The sequence below is a fragment of the Crenobacter intestini genome, assembly GCF_004919095.1.
Taxonomy (GTDB): domain Bacteria; phylum Pseudomonadota; class Gammaproteobacteria; order Burkholderiales; family Chromobacteriaceae; genus Craterilacuibacter; species Craterilacuibacter intestini.
Genome location: NZ_STGJ01000001.1, coordinates 194122 through 212974, shown reverse-complemented (window position 1 = coordinate 212974; position 18853 = coordinate 194122). Strand labels below are relative to the sequence as shown.

The following is an 18853-nucleotide window of genomic DNA, read 5'->3' as shown; positions in this document are numbered from 1 at the left end:
CCTGTTTGCCTAGTCGAGCTGGGCGACGTTGACCGGCAGTGCGCGCAACAGCGCGAGGCGGGTCTCCAGCGCCTTCTGGTTGGCGGCGAACTTGCCCTTCTCGGCGCGGGTGAGTTCGCGGGCCGGCATCGCGACGGTGACCGGGTTGACCGTGTCGCCGCCGACGCGCACTTCCATATGCAGGTGCGGGCCGGTCGAGCGGCCGGTGCTGCCGACGTAGCCGATCAACTCGCCGGCCTTCACCGTCTTGCCGGACTTCATGCCCGGCGCGAAGCGGCTCATGTGCGCGTACAGCGTGGTGATGCCCTTGCTGTGCGCGAGGCGCACCACGTTGCCGTAGCCGCTGTCGCGGCTGGCCGAGGCGACGCGGCCGTCGGCCGGCGCGTAGATCGGCGTGCCGGTCGGCGCGGCGTAGTCGATGCCCTTGTGCATGCGCATCCGCTTGAGGATGGGGTGGAAGCGGAAGCCGTAGCCCGAGCTGACCCGCGCGCCCTTGACCGCCTGCAAGGAGAAGCCCTTCTTCAGCGGCTTGCCGTTTTCGTCGAAATAGGCGCCGGTTTCGCTGTCGAAGGCGTGGTAGAACGCGCTGTGGCGCTCGCCACCCTTGATGATCTCTACCGCGTCGATGTTGCCGCTGCTGATCGGCATGCCTTCGTAGTACATGGTCTGGTACACGAGGTTGACGCGGTCGCCGCGCTTGAGCGACTTGAAGTCGAAGCTGTCCGAGAAGATGTCCGAGAGCTGCGCACGCACTTCGGAGGGGACGCCGGCCTGCGCGAGCGCGCCGTAGGCGCTGCCCTTGATCTCGACCGAGCGCACCGTGGCGATGGTCTCGGTCGGCAGCGGGTCGGTGCTCGCCTGCCAGACGCCGCCACGGTTCTCCAGCACCACCAGGACCTGTTCGCCGTTCTCGTCGTCGTTCAGGAAGCGCAGGGTGAAGAGTTCGCCCTTGTCGTTGGTCTGCACCGACAGTGTCGCGCCGGCCCGCAGCTTGAGCACGTCGGCCGGCACGCTGCCCGAATACAGGAAGCGCCGTGCGTCGGCGTCGCCGATGCCCAGCCGGTTGAGCAGGTGGCCCAGCGTCTCGCCGCGCTGGATCTGTGCTTCGCGCCAGTAGCGGGTGGTGTCCGGCGCGGTGCTGGTGAAGGCGGGCAGCGCGAGGCGTTCGCTGATCTGCTGCACGGTCGGCAGCGGCTGTTCGGCGGCGCTTTTCTCGTCGGCGGCGACGGCGACCGTGGTCACCACGCCAAACAGCGGCAGCGCGGCGACCACGCCCAGCCATGCGAATTTGTGGTTGGCGATGAAGCCGGCCATCTTTTGCGGGATGGCCTGCAGTTTGCGATAATCCATGTCCTGCCTGTCCTGTGCCCCTAAGGGCTTTGGCGCCATTGCCGGCGTGTTGCGGCAACGGGCAAAAAATTCGAAAAGCCGATGCTATCAAAAAAGTGTCGGCGCTAAAAGAAAAAATCCCACTCAAAACAAGGGGATGGTGCGCGTGCGCCGGCGATGCTTATGGCAAGACTAATTTGGTGCGCCGAGGTTCCGTGCCATGAATTTTGTTTTGCGCGCCTATCTCCCATTTTTATCCGGATTGAAACCGATGAAGTTGACGCTGGCCCTGCCCGGCCTGGTCTGGCCGGACGGCCACGACGCGAAGGAAGTGCTCTCAGGCCTGCCGCTCCCCGCGCTCGCCTACCTGCTTGGCCGCGGGGCGCTCTGCCCGGCGCCTGCCGCCTTGTCCGCCTTGCAGGCTGGCCTGTTCGGCGCCGGGGCGCTCGCGCCGGCCCGCGCGCTGGCCGCCCAGGCCGGCCTTGACGCGGCAGGTGGCGACTACCTGCTGGCCGACCCGGTGCACCTGCGGGTGAACCGTGACCGCGCGGAGCTCGCCGACGTGGGCATCATGAAGCTGACGCAGGCCGAGGCGGACAGCCTGGTCGCGGCGCTGAACAAGCTGTTCGGCGAGGATGGGCTTTGCTTTCACGCGCCCGAACCCGGGCGCTGGCTCCTGCATGTGCCGGCGCTGCCCGACGCCCGCCTGACGCCCTTGTGCGACGCGCTGGGCGAAGACGTCAACCGCCTGCTGCCTGCCGGCGCGGACGGCCTGCGTTGGAGCAAGCTCCTGGGCGAGATACAGATGCTGCTCTATACGCATCCGGTCAACGACGCGCGCGCGGCGCGCGGCGAGCCGACCGTCAACAGCGTGTGGCTGTGGGGCGGTGGCGCGCCCGAAGCGGCCGCCGCACTCGAAGGTCCGGTTTACTGCGACGACGCGTGGCTTGCTAGCTGCGCCAAGGCGCGCGGTGCGGCGGTGCAGCCCTTGCCGTGGGAGGCGGACGCCGTGCTGGAGGGCGGGCAGGACGCGCTGGTATGGCTAGACCGCTTGCTCGCGCCGGCCCGCTACCGCGACGCGTGGGGCTACCGCGAGGCGCTCGCCGAGCTTGAACGCGCTTGGTTCGCCCCCTTGCTGGCTGCGCTTAAAGCAGGCCGGTTGTCCGAGCTTGAAATCCTGTGCGACGGCGAGTCGGGCTTCGCGCTGACCGTCCGCGCGGCCGACCGCTGGCGCTTCTGGCGCAAGGCAAGGCCGCTCGCCTCGGTGGTAGGCGAAACACTGGAGGCGCCATGTCCTTGATCCGTACCCGTGAGGCGCCGTCCGCGGCGACGCGCGCGCTCGCCGAGCAGGGCGTACACCCCTTGCTTGCGCGGGTGTTCGCCGCCCGCGGCGTCACCGACGCGTCCGACGTCGATTATCCGCTCGCCGGCTTGTTGCCGTGGCAGACGCTGAAAAACATCCACGCGATGGCGGCGCGGCTGGCCGGCGCGATCGCGCGGCGCGAGAAGCTGCTGGTGGTCGCCGACTACGACGCCGACGGCGCGACCGCCTGCGCGCTGGCGGTGGAGGGGCTCTCGCGGATGGGCGCGGTGGTCGACTACATCGTCCCCAACCGCTTCGAGTACGGCTACGGGTTGTCGCCGCAGATCGTCGAGCTGGCCGCCGGCCTCTCGCCCGACGTGATTGTCACCGTCGACAACGGCATCGCCAGCGTCGACGGCGTGCAGGCAGCGCGCGCACGCGGCATCGAGGTGCTGGTCACCGACCACCACCTGCCGGGCGACAGCCTGCCCGACGCTTTGATCGTCAACCCAAACCAGGGCGATTGCCCGTTTCCGTCCAAGAACCTGGCCGGCGTCGGCGTGATGTTCTACGTGCTGCTGGCGCTGCGCGCGCATATGCGCGAGACGGGCGCGTTTGCCGACGGCAAGGGCCCCAACCTTGCCGAACTCCTGGACCTGGTCGCGCTGGGCACTGTCGCCGACGTGGTGAGGCTGGACCGCAACAACCGCATCCTGGTCGAGCACGGCCTGCGCCGCATGCGCGCAGGCAAGATGTCGCCGGGGGTCGCCGCGCTGTTCCGCGTCGCCGCGCGCGACGCGAAGAAGGCCAATACATTCGACCTCGGGTTCACGCTGGGGCCGCGTCTGAATGCCGCCGGCCGGCTGGACGACATGAGCCTCGGCATCGCCTGCCTGCTGTCCCGCGACGAGGAGAACGCGACGGCGCTGGCTGGCGAGCTCGACCGCCTGAACCGCGAGCGGCGCAATATCGAGGCGGGCATGCAGGAGGAGGCGCTCGCCGACCTGGCGCTGGTCGATGCCGAGGGGCGCTATACGCTCTCGCTGTTCCACGACGACTGGCACCAGGGCGTGGTCGGCATCGTCGCCTCCCGCCTGAAAGAGCGGTTCCACCGGCCGACCATCGTGTTCGCGCCGGGCGACGACGGCGAGATCAAGGGCTCCGGCCGTTCGATCGCGGGCTTTCACCTGCGCGACGCGCTCGACCTGGTCTCAAAGCGCCACCCGGGGCTGATCGTCAAGTTCGGCGGCCACGCGATGGCGGCCGGACTGACCGTCAACGCGCACGCCTTCGATGACTTCTGCCGCGCGTTCGAGGCGGTCGGCCGCGAGCTTTTGACGGCGGACACCCTCGAGCGGCTGATCGAGACCGACGGTGCGCTGCCGGCCGACTGCATGGTGCTTTCCTTTGCCGAGCAACTGGGCGCGATGGTGTGGGGGCAGGGCTTCCCGGCGCCGACCTTCCAGGGGCGCTTTTACGTGGTCAGCCAGCGCGTGGTCGGCGGCAAGCACCTGAAGCTCAGGCTGATGCGTGACGACGCCGAATTCGACGGCATGTTCTTCAACCACGGCGAATGGCTGCCCGAGACGGTGGACGCGGTCTACCACCTGGCCGCCAACGAGTGGCAGGGCCGCAAGGAATTGCAGGTGTATATCGACCATGTGCTGTAAGGAGCGGACATGGGGTGGCTGATCGGGCTGATGGGCGGCGTGCTGGCGGGCGGCGGCGTCGCGGCCTTGTGCCTGCGCGGCCGCGCCGCGCAGGCTTTCCGTCAGGGGCAGGACGAGGGCCGGCTGGCAGCCGCCGCGCTCGAAGGGCGGCTTGATGCGCTGACAGGCCAGCTGGCCGACGCGCGCGCGCGCGAGGCCGCGCAGGGCGAGGCGTGCGAGGAGATGCGCGCGCTGCTGGCCGACGCGCAGCAGAAGCTCGGCGCCTACGGCGCGCGCGCGGCGCGGGTGCCGGAACTCGAGGCGCGCACAGGGCAACTGGAAGCCGCGCTGGGGGAGGCGCGCAGCCACGCGGCCAGCCTGCAAAGCCAGCTCGCGGCGCAGGCGGCGCATCACGAGGAAAAGCTCGCGATGCTCGCGTCGGCGCGCGCCGAACTCTCCGACCAGTTCCGTGCGCTGGCGGGCGAAATCCTGGAAGAGAAGACGCAGCGCTTCACCGAGCACAACCGCGAGCAGGTCGGCCTGCTGCTCACGCCCCTGTCCGAGCGGCTGGGCGAATTCGGCCGTCTGGTGCAGGACACCTACGACAAGGACAGCAAGGAGCGGCTGACGCTGGAGAACGAACTCAAGCGGCTGACCGCGATGAACGCGCAGCTCGGGGAGGACGCGCTGGCGCTGACCCGCGCGCTGACCGGTGGCAACAACAAGGCGCAGGGCACCTGGGGCGAGATGGTGCTGGAGAAGGTGCTCGAGGCCTCGGGCCTCACGCGCGACCGCGAGTACCGCGTGCAGGTGGCGGACACGGTCGACACCGGCGAGGGCGTGCGCCGCTACCAGCCGGACGTGGTGATCGACTTGCCCGAGGGCAAGCAGCTGGTGGTCGACGCCAAGGTGTCGCTCAATGCCTACGTGCGCTACACGGCGGCCAGCGACGAGGCCGAACGAGCGCGCGAGCTCGCCGCGCATATCGCCGCCTTGCGCACGCATATCCGCACGCTGTCCGAGAAGCGCTACCAGGACCTCTACCAGCTCAAGACGCTGGACTTCGTCTTCATGTTCGTGCCGGTCGAACCGGCTTACCTTCTGGCCGTGCAGCACGACATGTCCCTCTTTAGTGAGGCGTTCGAGCGGCGGATCATGATCGTCGGTCCGTCGACCCTGCTGGCCACCCTGCGCACCGTCGAGAGCATCTGGCGTTACGAGCACCAGAACCGCAACGCGCAGGAGATCGCGCGCCAGGGCGGGCTGCTGTACGACAAGTTTGCCGGCTTCGCCGAGACCTTGGAGAAGGTCGGCCGCCAGCTCGACACCGCGCGCGACAGCCACGCGCAGGCGATGCGCCAGTTGAAGGACGGCCGCGGCAACCTGATGTCTCGCGCCGAGAACCTGCGCCTGATGGGCGTCAAGGCGAGCCGCCAGCTGCCCGCGCACCTGCTGCCGGACAGCGCCGACCCAGGCGGCGCAGACGAGGACTAGCCGGTGGACACCAAGTGGCTGCTCGATTTTGTCGCGCTCGCCGAAGAGCGGCATTTCTCGCGCGCGGCCGCGCGCCGGCATGTCACCCAGCCGGCGTTCGGCCGGCGCATCCAGGCGCTCGAGGCGGCGGTTGGCACGCCGCTGGTCGAACGCGGCACCTCGCCGGTCACGCTGACCGGCGCCGGGCGGCAGTTCCACGCGCTAGCGCGCGGCCTGCTCGCGCAACTGGACGAGGGGCTCGAACTGGTTCGCGGCGAAGAAAACGCGCTTGAGACGCCCATCCGCGTCGCCGCGCCGCACGCGCTCGCCTCGCGGCTGCTGCTTGACTTGCTGCAGGCGGGCGCCGGCGGTTGCCGCACGGCGGTCGAGGTGATGCGGGTGGACGAGGCGGCCGAGGCGCTGCTCGACGGCCGCATCGACTTCGTGCTCGGCTTCGACGTGATGGCGCTGATGGCGCCGCCTTACCGTCACCTCGCGCTGGGCGACGGGCATTTCCTGCTGGTGTCGGCGCCGGGGTCGGCCGGCAAGCCGTGCTTCGATCCGCGCGTGTCCAGCGTGCCCTACCTGCGCTACAGCGCCGACGCCTACGGGGCACGGCTGATCGCGCGGCACAATGCCGACGCCGGCCTGCAACTCGCGCCGGTGTTCGAGACGTCGATGTGCCAGTTGCTGGCCGAAATGGCCTTGCGCGGGCAGGGCGTCGCCTGGCTGCCCGACGCGCTGATCGAACACGAGCTGGCCGCGGGCCGGCTAGCCGCCGTCGCGCCCGGCATCCTGCGCATCCCCTACCAGGTGCGGCTCTACCGCTCGCCCGCCCGCCAGGGCGAGGCGGCCGAGCGGATGTGGGCGTCGCTCGAGGCACGGCTCGCCGGCAACTGGCGGCTGCTTGCGCCGTGGCGAGCGCAGCTTGCCGATGCCGATCCGGCATAAGGCGTTGCGAATCAGCATTTCACAGCGCGCGGCCGATCCGGACAATCGCCCGGGTCGTCCATCCGTCCCTGTTGCCATGAAACCCGATTCGCTGTCCTTGGCCGACTTCTACCGGCTCATTCCCAAGGTTGAACTGCACTACCACCTGTTAGGCGGCGTGCGCGTTGCCACCATGCTCGATCTCGCCCGCAAGTACGCGGTGCCGCTGACCGGGCGCGACGCCAAATGCTATTACCGCGCCCACCAGGCCGAGACCGGCGAGGCGCGAGGCGGCATCGCCGCGCTCGAGTGCCTGTACGGCCTGATGCGCGAGGCGGACGACTACGCGCGGGTGCTCGAAGAAGTGGCCGAGGACGCGCACGCGTGCGCGGTGCGCTACCTCGAGCTCTTCTGGAACCCGAGCGACACCGTGCCGGCCACCGCCGACGTCGTCGCGGCGCTTGCGTCGGCCATCGTCCGGGTCGAGGCGCGCTTAGGGATGCGGGTGCGGCTGATCGCGTCGATCAACCGCGAGAAGTCGCCGGAAGAGGCGGCCGCGATGGTGCGGGAAGTCGCCCTGCTGGCGCACCCCTTGGTGATCGGCGTCGGCATCGACTACCGCGAGGAAAACGCGCCGATCGAGCGCTTCTGGAAGGCGTACCGGCTAGCCGCCGCCGCCGGCCTGCGCCTGACCGGCCATTGCAGCGAATTCGGCCTGCACTGGCGCAACGTGGAGACCGGCGTCGAGCTGATCGGGCTGGACCGCGTCGACCACGGCTACACCATCGTCGACGCGCCCGAGCTTGCCGCGCGCTACGCGCTTGAGGGCGTGCCCTTCACCGTGGTGCCGTCGAACACCTGGTACCTCCGCCAGTGGCCCGACCACGCAGAGTGGCGGCGCCGCCACCCGATCCGCGCGATGGGCCAGCTGGGCCTGTCCATCGTGCCGGCCACCGACGACTGGCATATCCACGCGACCGACGCCGCCAACTGCTACCGCACCCTGGTCGAGGATTTCGGTTTTGACCTCGACAGCCTGCGCGCGATGCTGGAAGTCTCGGTGCGCGCAAGCTGGCTGCCGGAGCAAGACAAGGCGCGGCTGGGCGACGCCTGGCTCGCCGAATTCGACGCGCTGCGCGCGCGCCTTGCGTTTGAACCCGACATCGACGAGGCGTGGCGCATCACCTACCGGCCGCGCTTTGCCGTAGCTGCGGAGGGCCAGCCATGAACACGCTCGCCCACAAGCTCGATACCTGTTTCTCGTTGACGGCGCAGCACAGCAGCGTGCGCCAGGAGCTGATCGCCGGGCTGACCACCTTCACGACCATGGCGTATATGGTCGCGGTGGTGCCGGGCATGCTCGCCAAGGCGGGGCTGCCGTTCGGCGCCGCGCTGACCGCGGTGATCCTGATGACGGTGCTGACCACGCTGGCGATGGGGCTCTACACCAACCGGCCCTTCGTGCTGGGGCCGGGCTTGGGCAGCGTCGCCATCTACTCCTACACCCTGCTCGGTGGCGGCGTGCCGCTGGCGGTCGCCAACGGCATCGTGCTGGTCAGCGGCCTGCTCTTCATGGCGGTGTCCTTCCTTGGCGTGCGCGACTTCGTGGTGCGGGTGATCCCGCACGGGGTCAAGGTGTCGGTCGGCGTCGGCATCGGCCTCTTCATCGCGCTGCTCGGCTGCAAGCAGGCGGGCATCGTCGTCGCCGACGCCAGGAAGAACGTGCTGGTGTTCGGTGACCTGTCGGCGCCTTCGACCCTGCTGGCGATCGCCGGCTTCTTCCTGGTGCTGGGCCTGTCGGTGCGCAAAATACGCGGGGCGATCATCCTCGCCATCGCGCTAATCACGCTGGCCGCCCTGCCGCTGGGGCTGACCCGGCTGCCGGCGTCGCCCCTGTCGATGCCCGAGTCGATCGCGGACTTGTCCTTCCAGGTCGATCTCATGTCGGCGCTGTCGCCGGCCTACCTGCCTTTCCTGCTTGCCTTCTTCATCCCGGACTTCTTCTCGACGCTCGGCACCCTGCTCGGGGTCGGCGCGCAGGCGGGCTACCTCGACAAGGACGGCAACCTGCCGGGCATCGACCGCAACTTCCATGTCGACTCGACCGCGACCGCAGCGGGCGCGCTGGTTTCCTGCCCGGTGCTGACGACTTACGTCGAGAGTTCGGCCGGGGTCGAGGCGGGCGGGCGCACCGGCCTGACCGCGGTGTTTGCCGCGCTGTGCTTCGCGCTCGCGCTGTTTGCCGCGCCCTTGGCCGGGATGATCCCGACCGCCGCCACCGCGCCGGTGCTGATCTATATCGGCGTCGGCATGATGGCGTCGATCCGCAAGGTGAACTTCGACGACGTGACCGAATGCCTGCCGGCCTTCGTCTGCATCGCGGTGAGCATCTTCAGCTTCAACGCGGGCAACGGCATCGCCGCCGCGATGCTGGTGTACGCCTTCATGAAGCTCGCGACCGGCCGTTACCGCGAAGACCACTGGTCGGTGTACGCGATCGCGCTGCTGATGGTGTACTACTTCTCCGTCGTCGCCAGGCATTGAGCGGGCTGGGGTTTGGGAGCGCCCGGCCGGGTATGCGCTGAAATACGGCCCTGTCCAACAGCCCGTAGCCCACTCGCCCAAAAACAGACCCCCTGTCGATGACAGGGGGTTTTGTGTTTAAGGGGTCGGTCAGCCCTGCGCGCTCAGGCAGGGCGCGAACAGCGGGATCAGCGCCTCCAGCGAGGCGCGGTCGGTGTCGTCGAAGTCGGCCAGATGCACGGAGTCGATGTCGAGCACCGCGGCGACGCGGCCCGCGCAGTCGGTGAGCGGCACCACGATCTCGGAGCGCGACAGTGACGAGCACGCGATATGGCCGGGGAAGGCGTCGACGTCGGCGACCACCAGCGTTTCATTTCTTGCCCACGCGCTGCCGCACACGCCGCGCCCGTGCGGGATGCGCGTGCACGCGACCGGCCCCTGGAAGGGGCCGAGCACCAGCGTGTCGCCCTCGACCCGGTAAAAGCCGACCCAGTGCCAGCCGAAGGCCTCCTTCAGCGCAGCGGACACGTTCGCCATCACCGCGATGGCGTCGGTGTCCGAGCCGATCAGGGCAGCGAGTTGCGGCAAGAGTTCGCGGTAGCGGCCGGCCTTGTCGGCGGCGGTAACAGTCAAGCTGGCGGACATTTTTAGTTTCTTTCTGGTGGATGGGTGGCGGCGAGCGACGCGCAAGCATGCGCGAGCGCGCGGCCGGAAAAGAGCAGCGCGAGGTGGCCGACGCCGGCGAGTGGCACGTCCTGCATGCCGGGAAGCTTCTGGCCATCCTGCGGGCAGACGAAGTCGTCGTGCGTCGCGCGCAGCGAGACCGCGTGCGGCGGCAACGGCCCTTTAGCGAGCGCGGCGAGGAAGGGCGAGGCGGGTTCCATCTGCCGGGCGTTGCGGCCCATCCCCAGGCGGGCGAGCGCGCTGCCCCGGTGCGGCGTCGCCAGCGTCATGAGTAGCGGCACCCGCGCGTCCGGATTGTCCTTGAGGTAGGCGCGCGACACCAGACCGCCCATGCTGTGGCCGATCAGCAGTACTTCTTCGGCACCGGTCGCGGCCGAGACTTCGCGGATGCGGGCAGATAGTACGCCGGCCAGGGCGTCGATATCCGCCCACGGCGGATCCAGGCTGACGGTGGCGACCACGTGGCCGGCGGCCTCCAGGCGGCGGCGCCACCACCACCACACGCCGCGGCTGCAACCGTAGCCGTGCACCAGCAGCACCACCCGGCGTGCCGGGCGCAGCCTGTCCGGCCGCATCCACAAGCCTTCCAGCGGCAGCAGCACGACAAAGCACGCGAGATACGCAGCGAACTCGGTGAGCAGCATCGTCAGCCAGCCCCAGGCCCCCAAGCGCGGCGCAGCCGACGCGTGCGCGCGCGAGAAGCCCCAGATGAAGGTCTGCTGCAATGCACGCACGGCAAGCACGGCGGCCAGGGCGAAGGCGAAAGCGGCAGGCCAGGCGTGCCCCAGCACGCCGTGACCGACGGTGGTCCAGATCAGGAGTTCCAGCGCGATCAGCGCGAAGAGCAGGGCAGGCATCGTCATGACGAAAGCTTCGCGGCAAACGGCACGGCGCGTCAAGTTGCCGCCTTTGGTGCACGCCTTGCACTTGTGCGGTGCATCAAAACCCCGGACCGGTGTGCAGGCACACCTGTAGGCCAGTATCCATGCGCCTTGCACTGCTTGGCACGCCCCTTGCTAAGGATGGGGCAAGGCCCGCCAACGGCGGCGGGTTTCAGGCGGACAACGGCGTCCGCCGGCGTGAGCCCCCCCGGGGCCCGCGCCGGCGGACGCCTTTTTCATGGGAAGACGAAGGAGGCACACGATGGGCATGGACGACAAGGCAGGCAACACGGGCGGCGCGCGCCGCGACTTCCTCAGGGGCGCCGTTGCGGTGCTGGGTGCGGTGCTGGCGCCAACGCTGCCGGGCGTCGCGATGGCGTCGGCGCTGAAGCCGGAGAAGACCGAGGTCAAGGTCGGCTTCATCCCGCTGACCGACTGCGCATCGGTGATCGTCGCCTCGAAGATGGGCTTCGACAAGAAGTACGGCATCACCATCGTCCCGTCCAAGGAGGCGAGCTGGGCCGCGGTACGCGACAAGCTGGTCAACGGCGAACTCGACGCGTCGCACGCCCTGTACGGGCTGGTTTACGGCGTGCACCTGGGCATCGGCGGGCAGAAGAAGGACATGGCCGTGCTGATGACGCTCAACCAGAACGGGCAGGGCATCACCCTCTCCAAGCAGCTCAAGGACAAGGGCGTCACCAGCGGTGCGGCGCTGGCCAAGCTCGTCAAGGCCGAGCCGCGCGAGTACACCTTCGCGCAGACCTTCCCGACCGGCACCCACGCGATGTGGCTCTACTACTGGCTGGCCGCGCAGGGCATCAACCCCTTGAGCGAGGTCAAGACCATCGTGGTGCCGCCGCCGCAGATGGTCGCCAACATGCGCGTCGACAATATGGACGGCTACTGCGTGGGCGAGCCGTGGAACGCGCGCGCGATCGCCGACAACATCGGCTTTACCGTTGCCACCACCCAGGAGGTGTGGCCGGACCACCCGGAAAAGGTGCTCGGCACCACCGGCGACTGGGTCAGGCAGAACCCGAACACCGCGCGCGCGCTGGTCGCCGCGCTGCTTGAGGCGTCGCGCTATATCGACGACCCGAAGAACCGCCCGGCAGTGGCGCGCATGATCGCCGATAAGGCCTTTGTCAACGCGCCGGCGCCGGTGATCGAGGGGCGCTTTACCGGCGCTTACGAAGACGGGCTCGGCCGCAAGTGGCAGGACGCGAAGCCCATGAAGTTCTTCGACGGCGGCAAGGTCAACTTCCCCTACCTGTCGGACGGCATGTGGTTCCTGACCCAGCACAAGCGCTGGGGCCTCATCAAAACCGACCCGGACTACCTGGGCGTCGCGCGGCAGATCAACCAGCTGGCCGTCTACCGTGACGCGGCGAAGCTCGCCGGCGTGCCGGTGCCCAAGTCCGAGATGCGTACTTCCAGGCTGATCGACGGCGTGGTGTGGGACGGCAAGAACCCGGCGGCGTACGCGGCCAGCTTCAAGATCAAGGCGTAGGGGGTAGACCATGATGAGCAAGACCCTGGACATCCGCGTGGCAAGGGGCAAGGCGGCTAGGCGAGCCTTGCCGCTGCCGGCGCTCCTGGAGCCGCTGCGCGCACCCTTTGTCGCCGTGACGCGCACGCTGGTACCGCCCGCGCTCGGCATCGTCACCTTTTTGCTTCTGTGGGTGCTGGTCGCGCAGGGCAGCGGCGGCAGTCTGCCCGGCCCTGCCAGCACCTGGCGGGCCGCCGTGCTGCTGTTCGCCGACCCCTTCTACCAGAACGGCCCGAACGACCAGGGCATAGGCTGGAACGTGCTGATGTCGCTGGGCCGTGTCGGCGCGGGCTTCGGCCTTGCCGCGCTTGTCGGTATCCCGCTGGGCTTCATGATCGGCCGCTTCGACTTCCTCTCCCGCATGAGCGCACCGGTGATCAGCCTGCTCAGGCCCGTCTCGCCGCTGGCGTGGCTGCCGATCGGCCTCTTGGTATTCAAGGCTGCGGGGCCCGCGTCGATCTGGGTGATCTTCATCTCGAGCATCTGGCCGATGATCCTCAACACCGCGGCCGGCGTGCGCGCGGTGCCGCAGGACTACCTGAACGTCGCCCGGGTGCTGCGCCTGTCCGAATGGAAGGTGTTCGCGGTGATCCTGCTGCCCTCGGCGCTGCCGGCCATGCTGACCGGCGTGCGCTTGGCCGTCGGCGTCGCGTGGCTGGTGATCGTCGCCGCCGAGATGCTGACCGGCGGCGTCGGCCTCGGCTTCTGGGTGTGGGACGAGTGGAACAACCTCAACGTCGAACACATCATCATCGCGATTTTCGTCGTCGGCATCGTCGGGCTGCTGCTCGAGCAGGCGCTGGTCTGGCTCGCACGCAAGGCAAGCTTCGGGGAGGAACACTGAAATGGAACGTTATGTGGAGCTAGACCAGGTCGGCATGCACTTTGACGGCAAGAAGGGACGCTTTGTCGCGCTCAAGGACGTGAACCTGACCATCGCCCGTGGCGAGTTCGTCTCGCTGATCGGCCACTCCGGCTGCGGCAAGTCGACCGTGCTTAACCTGATCGCCGGCCTGCTGCTGCCGACCGACGGCATCGCGCTGGCCAATGGGCGCGAGATCGCCGGGCCTGGGCCTGAGCGCGCGGTGGTGTTCCAGAACCACAGCCTGCTGCCCTGGCTCTCCTGCTGGGGGAACGTGCACCTTGCGGTCGAGCGGGTGTTCGGTGCGCGCGAGACCCGCGCCCAACTGGCCGAACGCACCGACGCGGCGCTGGCGCTGGTCGGCCTCACCCACGCCCGCGACAAGCACCCGCACGAGGTGTCAGGCGGCATGAAGCAGCGGGTCGGCATCGCGCGGGCGCTGGCGATGGCACCCAAGGTGCTGCTCTTGGACGAACCCTTCGGTGCGCTGGACGCGCTGACGCGCGCTCACCTGCAGGACGAGCTGATGGGCATCGTCGAGGACACCGGCAGCACGGTGGTGATGGTCACCCACGACGTAGACGAGGCGGTGCTGCTGTCCGACCGCATCGTGATGATGAGCAACGGCCCGGCGGCGACCATCGGCGACATCCTCGAGGTGCCGGTTGAGCGACCGCGCGACCGACTTGCGCTCGCGACCGACCCCGAGTACCAGCGCCTGCGCGCCGAGGTGCTTGACTTCCTGTACCGCCGCCACGCGCGCCCCGAGGCCGCGTAAGCCGGCAACTCCGCCGCCGTGCCCGTTTTCGGGCACGGCGTTTGCTCTTTAAGATGCAGGAGGCGCAACCATGCTCAAAATTCTGCTGGTCAACGACGGCGAGGGCCGTACCCGGCTGCTCAGGGACGCGCTGGGCGCGGCCGGCGTGCGCGTGATCGGCGAGATCGAGGCGTGCGCGGACCTTGCGCGGGTGCTCGACGCGCTGCGCCCCGACATGGTGCTGATCGACACCGACGCTCCCTCGCGCGACACGCTGGAGGCGGTCTGCGTGGCCAGCGAACACGGTGGCCGGCCGGTGGTGATGTTCACCGACGACGGCCGGCGCGACAGCCTCCGCGCGGCGATCCGCGCCGGGGTGTCGGCCTACGTGGTCGGTACGGTCGACGGCGCGCGGGTGGAGAACGTGCTCGCGGTCGCCGCCGAGCGCTTCGAGGTGGAGCGCACGCTGAAAGACGAGCTGGCCGAGACGCGCACCCGGCTCGCCGAGCGGCAATGGGTCGATAAGGCCAAGGGTCTGCTGATGCGCCTGAAGCAGCTCGACGAAGACGAGGCGTTCCGCCTACTGCGCACGCAGGCGATGCGCGAGCAAAAACGCATCGGCGAGGTCGCGCAGGCGATGGTCGAGGCGGCGGGCTGGCTCGCCTAGCAGGCAGGCGGCGCCAACGGCGGCTAGGCTCAATCAGGATGGTTATTTCTGCCTGAAGGAGCTGCCATGAGCATTCCCCCGCTGCGCATCGCGCGCGCATCCGCGACCGACCTTGAACTGTTGCCCGCCCTGGCCAACCGCCACGGCCTGATCACCGGCGCGACCGGCACCGGCAAGACCGTCACCCTGATGCGCATGGCCGAGGCGTTTTCGCGCATCGGCACCCCGGTATTCGTCTCCGACGTCAAGGGCGACCTCGCGGGGCTGGGCGCCGCGGGCGAAGCCGGCGTCAAGCTCGCCGAGCGTTGTGAAAAGCTGGGGATGCCGCTGCCGGAGATGGCCGCGTGCCCCGTGGTGTGCTGGGACGTGTTCGGCGAGCTGGGCCACCCCTTGCGCGCGACGGTGTCCGACATGGGCCCCTTGCTGCTGGCGCGGCTGATGGGGCTCAACGACCTGCAGCGCGACCTGCTGCAGATGGTGTTCCGCATCGCCGACGACAACGGCCTGTTGCTGTTGGACCTGAAAGATTTGCGCGCGATGCTCGCGCATGTGGCCGAGCACGCGAAGGACTACGCGGCGCGTTACGGCAACGCGAACGCGGCGTCGGTCGGCGCGATCCAGCGCGCCTTGCTCGCGCTGGAAGAGGAAGGCGGCGACGCCTTCTTCGGCGAGCCGATGCTGGACATCCGCGATCTGATGCGCCGCGACGCAGCCGGGCACGGCGTCGTCAACGTGCTGGCCGCCGAGCGGCTGATCCGCTCGCCGCGCGTCTACGCAACTTTCCTTTTGTGGCTGCTCGCCGAACTCTACGAGACCCTGCCCGAAATCGGCGACGCCGACGCGCCGGTGCTGGTGTTCTTCTTCGACGAGGCGCATTTGTTGTTCGACGACGCGCCGCCGGCGCTTATCGACAAGGTCGAGCTGATCGTGCGCCTGGTGCGCTCGAAGGGCGTCGGCGTCTATTTCGTCAGCCAGAACCCGCTCGACATCCCGGAAACCGTACTCGGCCAGTTGGGCAACCGCGTGCAGCACGCGCTGCGCGCGTACAGCCCGCGCGACCAGAAGGCGGTGCGCGTTGCCGCCCAGACGCTGCGCGCCAACCCGGCGTTCGACGCGGAACAGGTGATCGCCGAACTTGCCGTCGGCGAGGCGCTGGTGTCCTTCCTGCAGGCAGACGGCGCGCCGTCGGTCGTCGAACGCGCGTGGGTCTACCCGCCAGGCTGCCGGCTGGGGCCGTTAAGCAGCGACGAACGTGCGGCGCTGGCGCGCGCCTCGGGCATGGCCAGCCGCTACGATACCCCGCTCGACCGGGAATCCGCGTACGAGAAGCTCGCCGCGGGGTACGCCGCGGATGCCTCCGGCACGCCAAACGGCGCCACCGCACAGACGCCCGAGGCCGGGGGAGAGGGCGGCGGGCTCGCCGCCACCTTGTCGGGCATCCTGTTCGGCAGCCGCGGGCCGCGCGGCGGCCGCCACGAGGGCGTGCTCGAGTCGGCCGCCAAGAGCGTCGCCCGCGCCGCCGGCTCCAGCGTCGGGCGCGAGCTGGTCCGCGGCATCCTGGGGTCCTTGCTCGGGCGGCGGCGTTAAAAGGGTGCAGGGGCACCGCTTTGGTGCACTGCAGCGGGGAATCGGACGGGCCTGGCCGGCAAAGCAGGGGGTGAGCGGCTGGCACGGCAGTTGCTAAGGAGGGGCAGGGGCGCGCGCCAACGGCGGTGCGGGCCATCGCAAGGACAACGGGGTCCGCTGGCGCAAGGCGCCGGCGGGCCCTTTTTTCATTCTGCCTGTCAGGCAAGGAGAACACGATGGGCCGCAAGAAACTCGTCATGGTCGGCAACGGCATGGCCGGGGTGCGTACGCTGGAGGAGCTGTTGAAGCTCGCGCCCGACGCGTACGACATCACGGTATTCGGCGCCGAGCCGTGGGGTAACTACAACCGCATCCTGCTCTCGGCGGTCCTCTCGGGCGAGCAGGCCTTCGACGACATCATCCTCAACGACCCGGCGTGGTACGCCGACAACGGCATCACGCTGCACCTGAACGCCCGGGTCAGCCAGATCGACCGCGCGCGCCGCGTGGTGCGCACCGACGACGGCCTAGAGGCGCCGTACGACCGCCTGTTGCTCGCGACCGGCTCCAACGCCTTCGCGCTGCCGGTGCCGGGCAAGGATCTTGAGGGCGTTGTCGCCTACCGTGACTACCACGACGTCTGCGCGATGCTTGACGCCGCAGCCAGCCACCGCCACGCGGTGGTGATCGGTGGCGGCCTGTTGGGGCTGGAGGCGGCTAACGGGCTGGCCGCCCGCGGCATGCAGGTAACGGTGGTGCACCTCGCGCCGTGGCTGATGGAGCGCCAGCTCGACGCGCAGGCGGGGGGGCTGCTCAGGGGCTCGCTGGAAGCGCGCGGCATCACCTTCGCGCTCTCGGCGCAGACGTCGGCGCTGCTGGGCGACGAGACGGGTCGCGTGCGCGCCCTGCGCCTCGACAACGGCACCGAGATCGCCGCCGACCTGGTGGTGATGGCCGCCGGCATCCGCCCGAACACCGCGCTTGCCGAGCAGGCCGGCCTCTATTGCCACCGCGGCGTCACGGTCGACGACACCCTGCAGACGTTCGACCCGCGCATCTACGCGGTCGGCGAGTGCGCGAGCCACCGCGGCGTCGCCTACGGCCTGGTTGCGCCGCTGTTCGAACAGGCGAAAGTGGCGGCCAACCACCTGGCCGGCCACGGCATCGGCCGCTACCTGGGCAGCGTGACTTCGACCAAGCTCAAGGTGACCGGCATCGACCTCTTCTCCGCCGGCGACTTCATGGGCGGCGAGGGCACCGAGGCGATCACCCTGTCCGACCCGATCGGCGGCGTCTACAAGAAGCTGGTGATCCGCGGCGACCGCCTGGTCGGCGCCTGCCTGTACGGCGACACCGCCGACGGCGCGTGGTACTTCCGCCTGATCCGCGAGGGCAAACCGGTGCACGAGATCCGCGAGGCGCTGGTGTTCGGCGAGTCGGCACTGGGGGATGTCGGCCACGGCGGCGAGAACCGCGCGGCGTCGCTGCCGGACTCGGCCGAGATCTGCGGCTGCAACGGCGTGTGCAAGGGCACCATCGTCAAGGCGATCCGCGACAAGGGCCTGTTTACCGTCGACGCGATCAAGCAGCACACCAAGGCAGCCAGCTCGTGCGGCTCGTGCACCCAGCTGGTCGAGCAGGTGCTGATCAACACGGTGGGCGGCGCGGCGGACGTGACGCCCAAGGGCGAGAAGCCGGTGTGCGGCTGCACCGCCCTCAACCACGCCCAGTTGCGCCAGGAAATCCGCGACCGCCACCTCACCAGCATTCCCGAGGCGATGCGGGTGCTTGAGTGGCGGGCCGCGGACGGCTGCGCGACCTGCCGCCCGGCGCTCAACTACTACCTGATCTCGACCTGGCCGGGCGAGGCGAAGGACGACGCGCAGGCGCGGCTGATCAACGAGCGCGCGCACGCCAACATCCAGAAGGACGGCACTTATTCGGTGGTGCCGCGCATGTGGGGCGGCGTCACCAGCGCCGACGAGCTGCGCCGCATCGCCGACGCGGCCGACAAGTACCAGGTGCCGCTGGTCAAGGTGACCGGCGGCCAGCGTATTGACCTTCTGGGCGTGAAGAAGGAAGACCTGCCCGCAATCTGGCAGGACCTGGCGATGCCGTCCGGCCACGCCTACGGCAAGAGCTTGCGCACGGTGAAGACCTGCGTCGGCAGCGCGTTCTGCCGCTTCGGCACCCAGGACTCGACCGCGATGGGCATCGCGCTGGAAAAGGACCTGTTCGGCATGTGGAGCCCGGCCAAGGTCAAGCTCGCGGTGTCCGGTTGTCCGCGCAACTGCGCAGAGTCCGGCATCAAGGACGTCGGCTTGATCGCGGTCGACTCGGGCTGGGAAATCTACGTCGGCGGCAACGGCGGCATCAAGACCGAAGTCGCGCAGTTCCTTTGCAAGGTCGCCTCGTCCGACGAGGTGCTCGAAGTCACCGGCGCCTTCCTGCAGCTTTACCGGGAAGAGGCGTTCTATCTGGAGCGCACCGTGCACTACCTGACACGGGTCGGCCTGGACCACGTGAAGGCGCGGGTGCTGGACGACGGCGAGGCGCGCGCGGCGCTCTACGCGCGGCTCAAGTTCGCGCTGGGCTTCGAATCCGACCCGTGGCAGGCGCAGATCGCCGACGCTGCCAAGCGCCGCCAGTTCGAAACGCTGGCGGTGTAGGCCGGCGC

General features: G+C 69.2%; 15 protein-coding genes. 12 read left to right on the top strand and 3 right to left on the bottom strand.

Annotation, left to right across the window (positions count from 1 at the left end; translation table 11 throughout):
• Positions 1-9 precede the first annotated feature (9 nt).
• On the bottom strand, positions 10-1350 hold the full coding sequence (locus E5K04_RS00955) for a M23 family metallopeptidase (RefSeq protein ID WP_136551027.1): 1341 nt from the start codon (positions 1348-1350) through the stop codon (positions 10-12).
• A gap of 250 nt (positions 1351-1600) precedes the next feature.
• On the opposite strand from E5K04_RS00955, the gene E5K04_RS00950 reads away from it, so the two are divergent.
• From E5K04_RS00950 to E5K04_RS00925, 6 genes are all read left to right on the top strand, one after another.
• Complete coding sequence (locus tag E5K04_RS00950) at positions 1601-2629, top strand: hypothetical protein (protein WP_136551026.1); 1029 nt, start codon at positions 1601-1603, stop codon at positions 2627-2629.
• Positions 2620-4302 (top strand): single-stranded-DNA-specific exonuclease RecJ, encoded by a 1683-nt coding sequence (gene recJ, locus E5K04_RS00945; protein ID WP_136551025.1) that lies wholly within the window; start codon positions 2620-2622, stop codon positions 4300-4302. Before E5K04_RS00950 ends, recJ begins: the two co-directional genes overlap by 10 nt.
• A gap of 9 nt (positions 4303-4311) precedes the next feature.
• Positions 4312-5775, top strand: coding sequence for a DNA recombination protein RmuC (gene rmuC, locus E5K04_RS00940; RefSeq protein WP_136551024.1), 1464 nt, complete (start codon positions 4312-4314; stop codon positions 5773-5775).
• Positions 5776-5778: 3 nt separating this feature from the next.
• Positions 5779-6705 carry a LysR substrate-binding domain-containing protein gene (locus E5K04_RS00935; RefSeq protein ID WP_136551023.1) on the top strand — a complete coding sequence of 309 codons (927 nt, stop codon included), beginning with the start codon at positions 5779-5781 and terminating at the stop codon, positions 6703-6705.
• A gap of 76 nt (positions 6706-6781) precedes the next feature.
• On the top strand, positions 6782-7912 hold the full coding sequence (locus E5K04_RS00930; protein ID WP_136551022.1) for an adenosine deaminase family protein: 1131 nt from the start codon (positions 6782-6784) through the stop codon (positions 7910-7912).
• On the top strand, positions 7909-9228 hold the full coding sequence (locus E5K04_RS00925; RefSeq protein ID WP_136551021.1) for an NCS2 family permease: 1320 nt from the start codon (positions 7909-7911) through the stop codon (positions 9226-9228). Before E5K04_RS00930 ends, E5K04_RS00925 begins: the two co-directional genes overlap by 4 nt.
• Before the next feature lie 129 nt (positions 9229-9357).
• Here E5K04_RS00925 and E5K04_RS00920 read toward each other — a convergent pair whose 3' ends face one another.
• Positions 9358-9852: a GAF domain-containing protein gene (locus tag E5K04_RS00920; RefSeq protein ID WP_136551020.1), complete on the bottom strand. Its 495-nt coding sequence runs from the start codon at positions 9850-9852 to the stop codon at positions 9358-9360.
• A gap of 2 nt (positions 9853-9854) precedes the next feature.
• Positions 9855-10754 carry an esterase/lipase family protein gene (locus tag E5K04_RS00915; protein WP_136551019.1) on the bottom strand — a complete coding sequence of 300 codons (900 nt, stop codon included), beginning with the start codon at positions 10752-10754 and terminating at the stop codon, positions 9855-9857.
• Between the two features lie 280 nt (positions 10755-11034).
• Here E5K04_RS00915 and E5K04_RS00910 point away from each other — a divergent pair, with 280 nt between their 5' ends.
• From E5K04_RS00910 to nirB, 6 genes are all read left to right on the top strand, one after another.
• Positions 11035-12285 carry a CmpA/NrtA family ABC transporter substrate-binding protein gene (locus tag E5K04_RS00910; RefSeq protein WP_136551018.1) on the top strand — a complete coding sequence of 417 codons (1251 nt, stop codon included), beginning with the start codon at positions 11035-11037 and terminating at the stop codon, positions 12283-12285.
• A gap of 10 nt (positions 12286-12295) precedes the next feature.
• On the top strand, positions 12296-13168 hold the full coding sequence (ntrB, locus tag E5K04_RS00905; RefSeq protein WP_136551017.1) for a nitrate ABC transporter permease: 873 nt from the start codon (positions 12296-12298) through the stop codon (positions 13166-13168).
• Between the two features lies 1 nt (position 13169).
• Positions 13170-13964, top strand: coding sequence for an ABC transporter ATP-binding protein (locus E5K04_RS00900; protein WP_136551016.1), 795 nt, complete (start codon positions 13170-13172; stop codon positions 13962-13964).
• Positions 13965-14034: 70 nt separating this feature from the next.
• Positions 14035-14610: an ANTAR domain-containing response regulator gene (locus E5K04_RS00895; RefSeq protein WP_136551015.1), complete on the top strand. Its 576-nt coding sequence runs from the start codon at positions 14035-14037 to the stop codon at positions 14608-14610.
• A gap of 72 nt (positions 14611-14682) precedes the next feature.
• A complete protein-coding gene (locus E5K04_RS00890) occupies positions 14683-16197 on the top strand; it encodes a helicase HerA-like domain-containing protein (protein WP_407920068.1) in 1515 nt (504 codons plus the stop codon).
• 215 nt (positions 16198-16412) lie between these two features.
• Positions 16413-18845, top strand: coding sequence for a nitrite reductase large subunit NirB (nirB, locus tag E5K04_RS00885; RefSeq protein ID WP_136551013.1), 2433 nt, complete (start codon positions 16413-16415; stop codon positions 18843-18845).
• Positions 18846-18853: the final 8 nt, after the last annotated feature.

Excerpts from the sequence above, each read along its gene's own strand:
- E5K04_RS00955 (WP_136551027.1), bottom strand. The coding sequence starts at position 1,350 with ATGGATTATCGCAAACTGCAGGCCATCCCGCAAAAGATGGCCGGCTTC.
- E5K04_RS00950 (WP_136551026.1), top strand. The coding sequence starts at position 1,601 with ATGAAGTTGACGCTGGCCCTGCCCGGCCTGGTCTGGCCGGACGGCCAC.
- recJ (WP_136551025.1), top strand. The coding sequence starts at position 2,620 with ATGTCCTTGATCCGTACCCGTGAGGCGCCGTCCGCGGCGACGCGCGCG.
- rmuC (WP_136551024.1), top strand. The coding sequence starts at position 4,312 with ATGGGGTGGCTGATCGGGCTGATGGGCGGCGTGCTGGCGGGCGGCGGC.
- E5K04_RS00930 (WP_136551022.1), top strand. The coding sequence starts at position 6,782 with ATGAAACCCGATTCGCTGTCCTTGGCCGACTTCTACCGGCTCATTCCC.
- E5K04_RS00925 (WP_136551021.1), top strand. The coding sequence starts at position 7,909 with ATGAACACGCTCGCCCACAAGCTCGATACCTGTTTCTCGTTGACGGCG.
- E5K04_RS00920 (WP_136551020.1), bottom strand. The coding sequence starts at position 9,852 with ATGTCCGCCAGCTTGACTGTTACCGCCGCCGACAAGGCCGGCCGCTAC.
- E5K04_RS00915 (WP_136551019.1), bottom strand. The coding sequence starts at position 10,754 with ATGACGATGCCTGCCCTGCTCTTCGCGCTGATCGCGCTGGAACTCCTG.
- E5K04_RS00910 (WP_136551018.1), top strand. The coding sequence starts at position 11,035 with ATGGGCATGGACGACAAGGCAGGCAACACGGGCGGCGCGCGCCGCGAC.
- ntrB (WP_136551017.1), top strand. The coding sequence starts at position 12,296 with ATGATGAGCAAGACCCTGGACATCCGCGTGGCAAGGGGCAAGGCGGCT.
- E5K04_RS00900 (WP_136551016.1), top strand. The coding sequence starts at position 13,170 with ATGGAACGTTATGTGGAGCTAGACCAGGTCGGCATGCACTTTGACGGC.
- E5K04_RS00895 (WP_136551015.1), top strand. The coding sequence starts at position 14,035 with ATGCTCAAAATTCTGCTGGTCAACGACGGCGAGGGCCGTACCCGGCTG.
- nirB (WP_136551013.1), top strand. The coding sequence starts at position 16,413 with ATGGGCCGCAAGAAACTCGTCATGGTCGGCAACGGCATGGCCGGGGTG.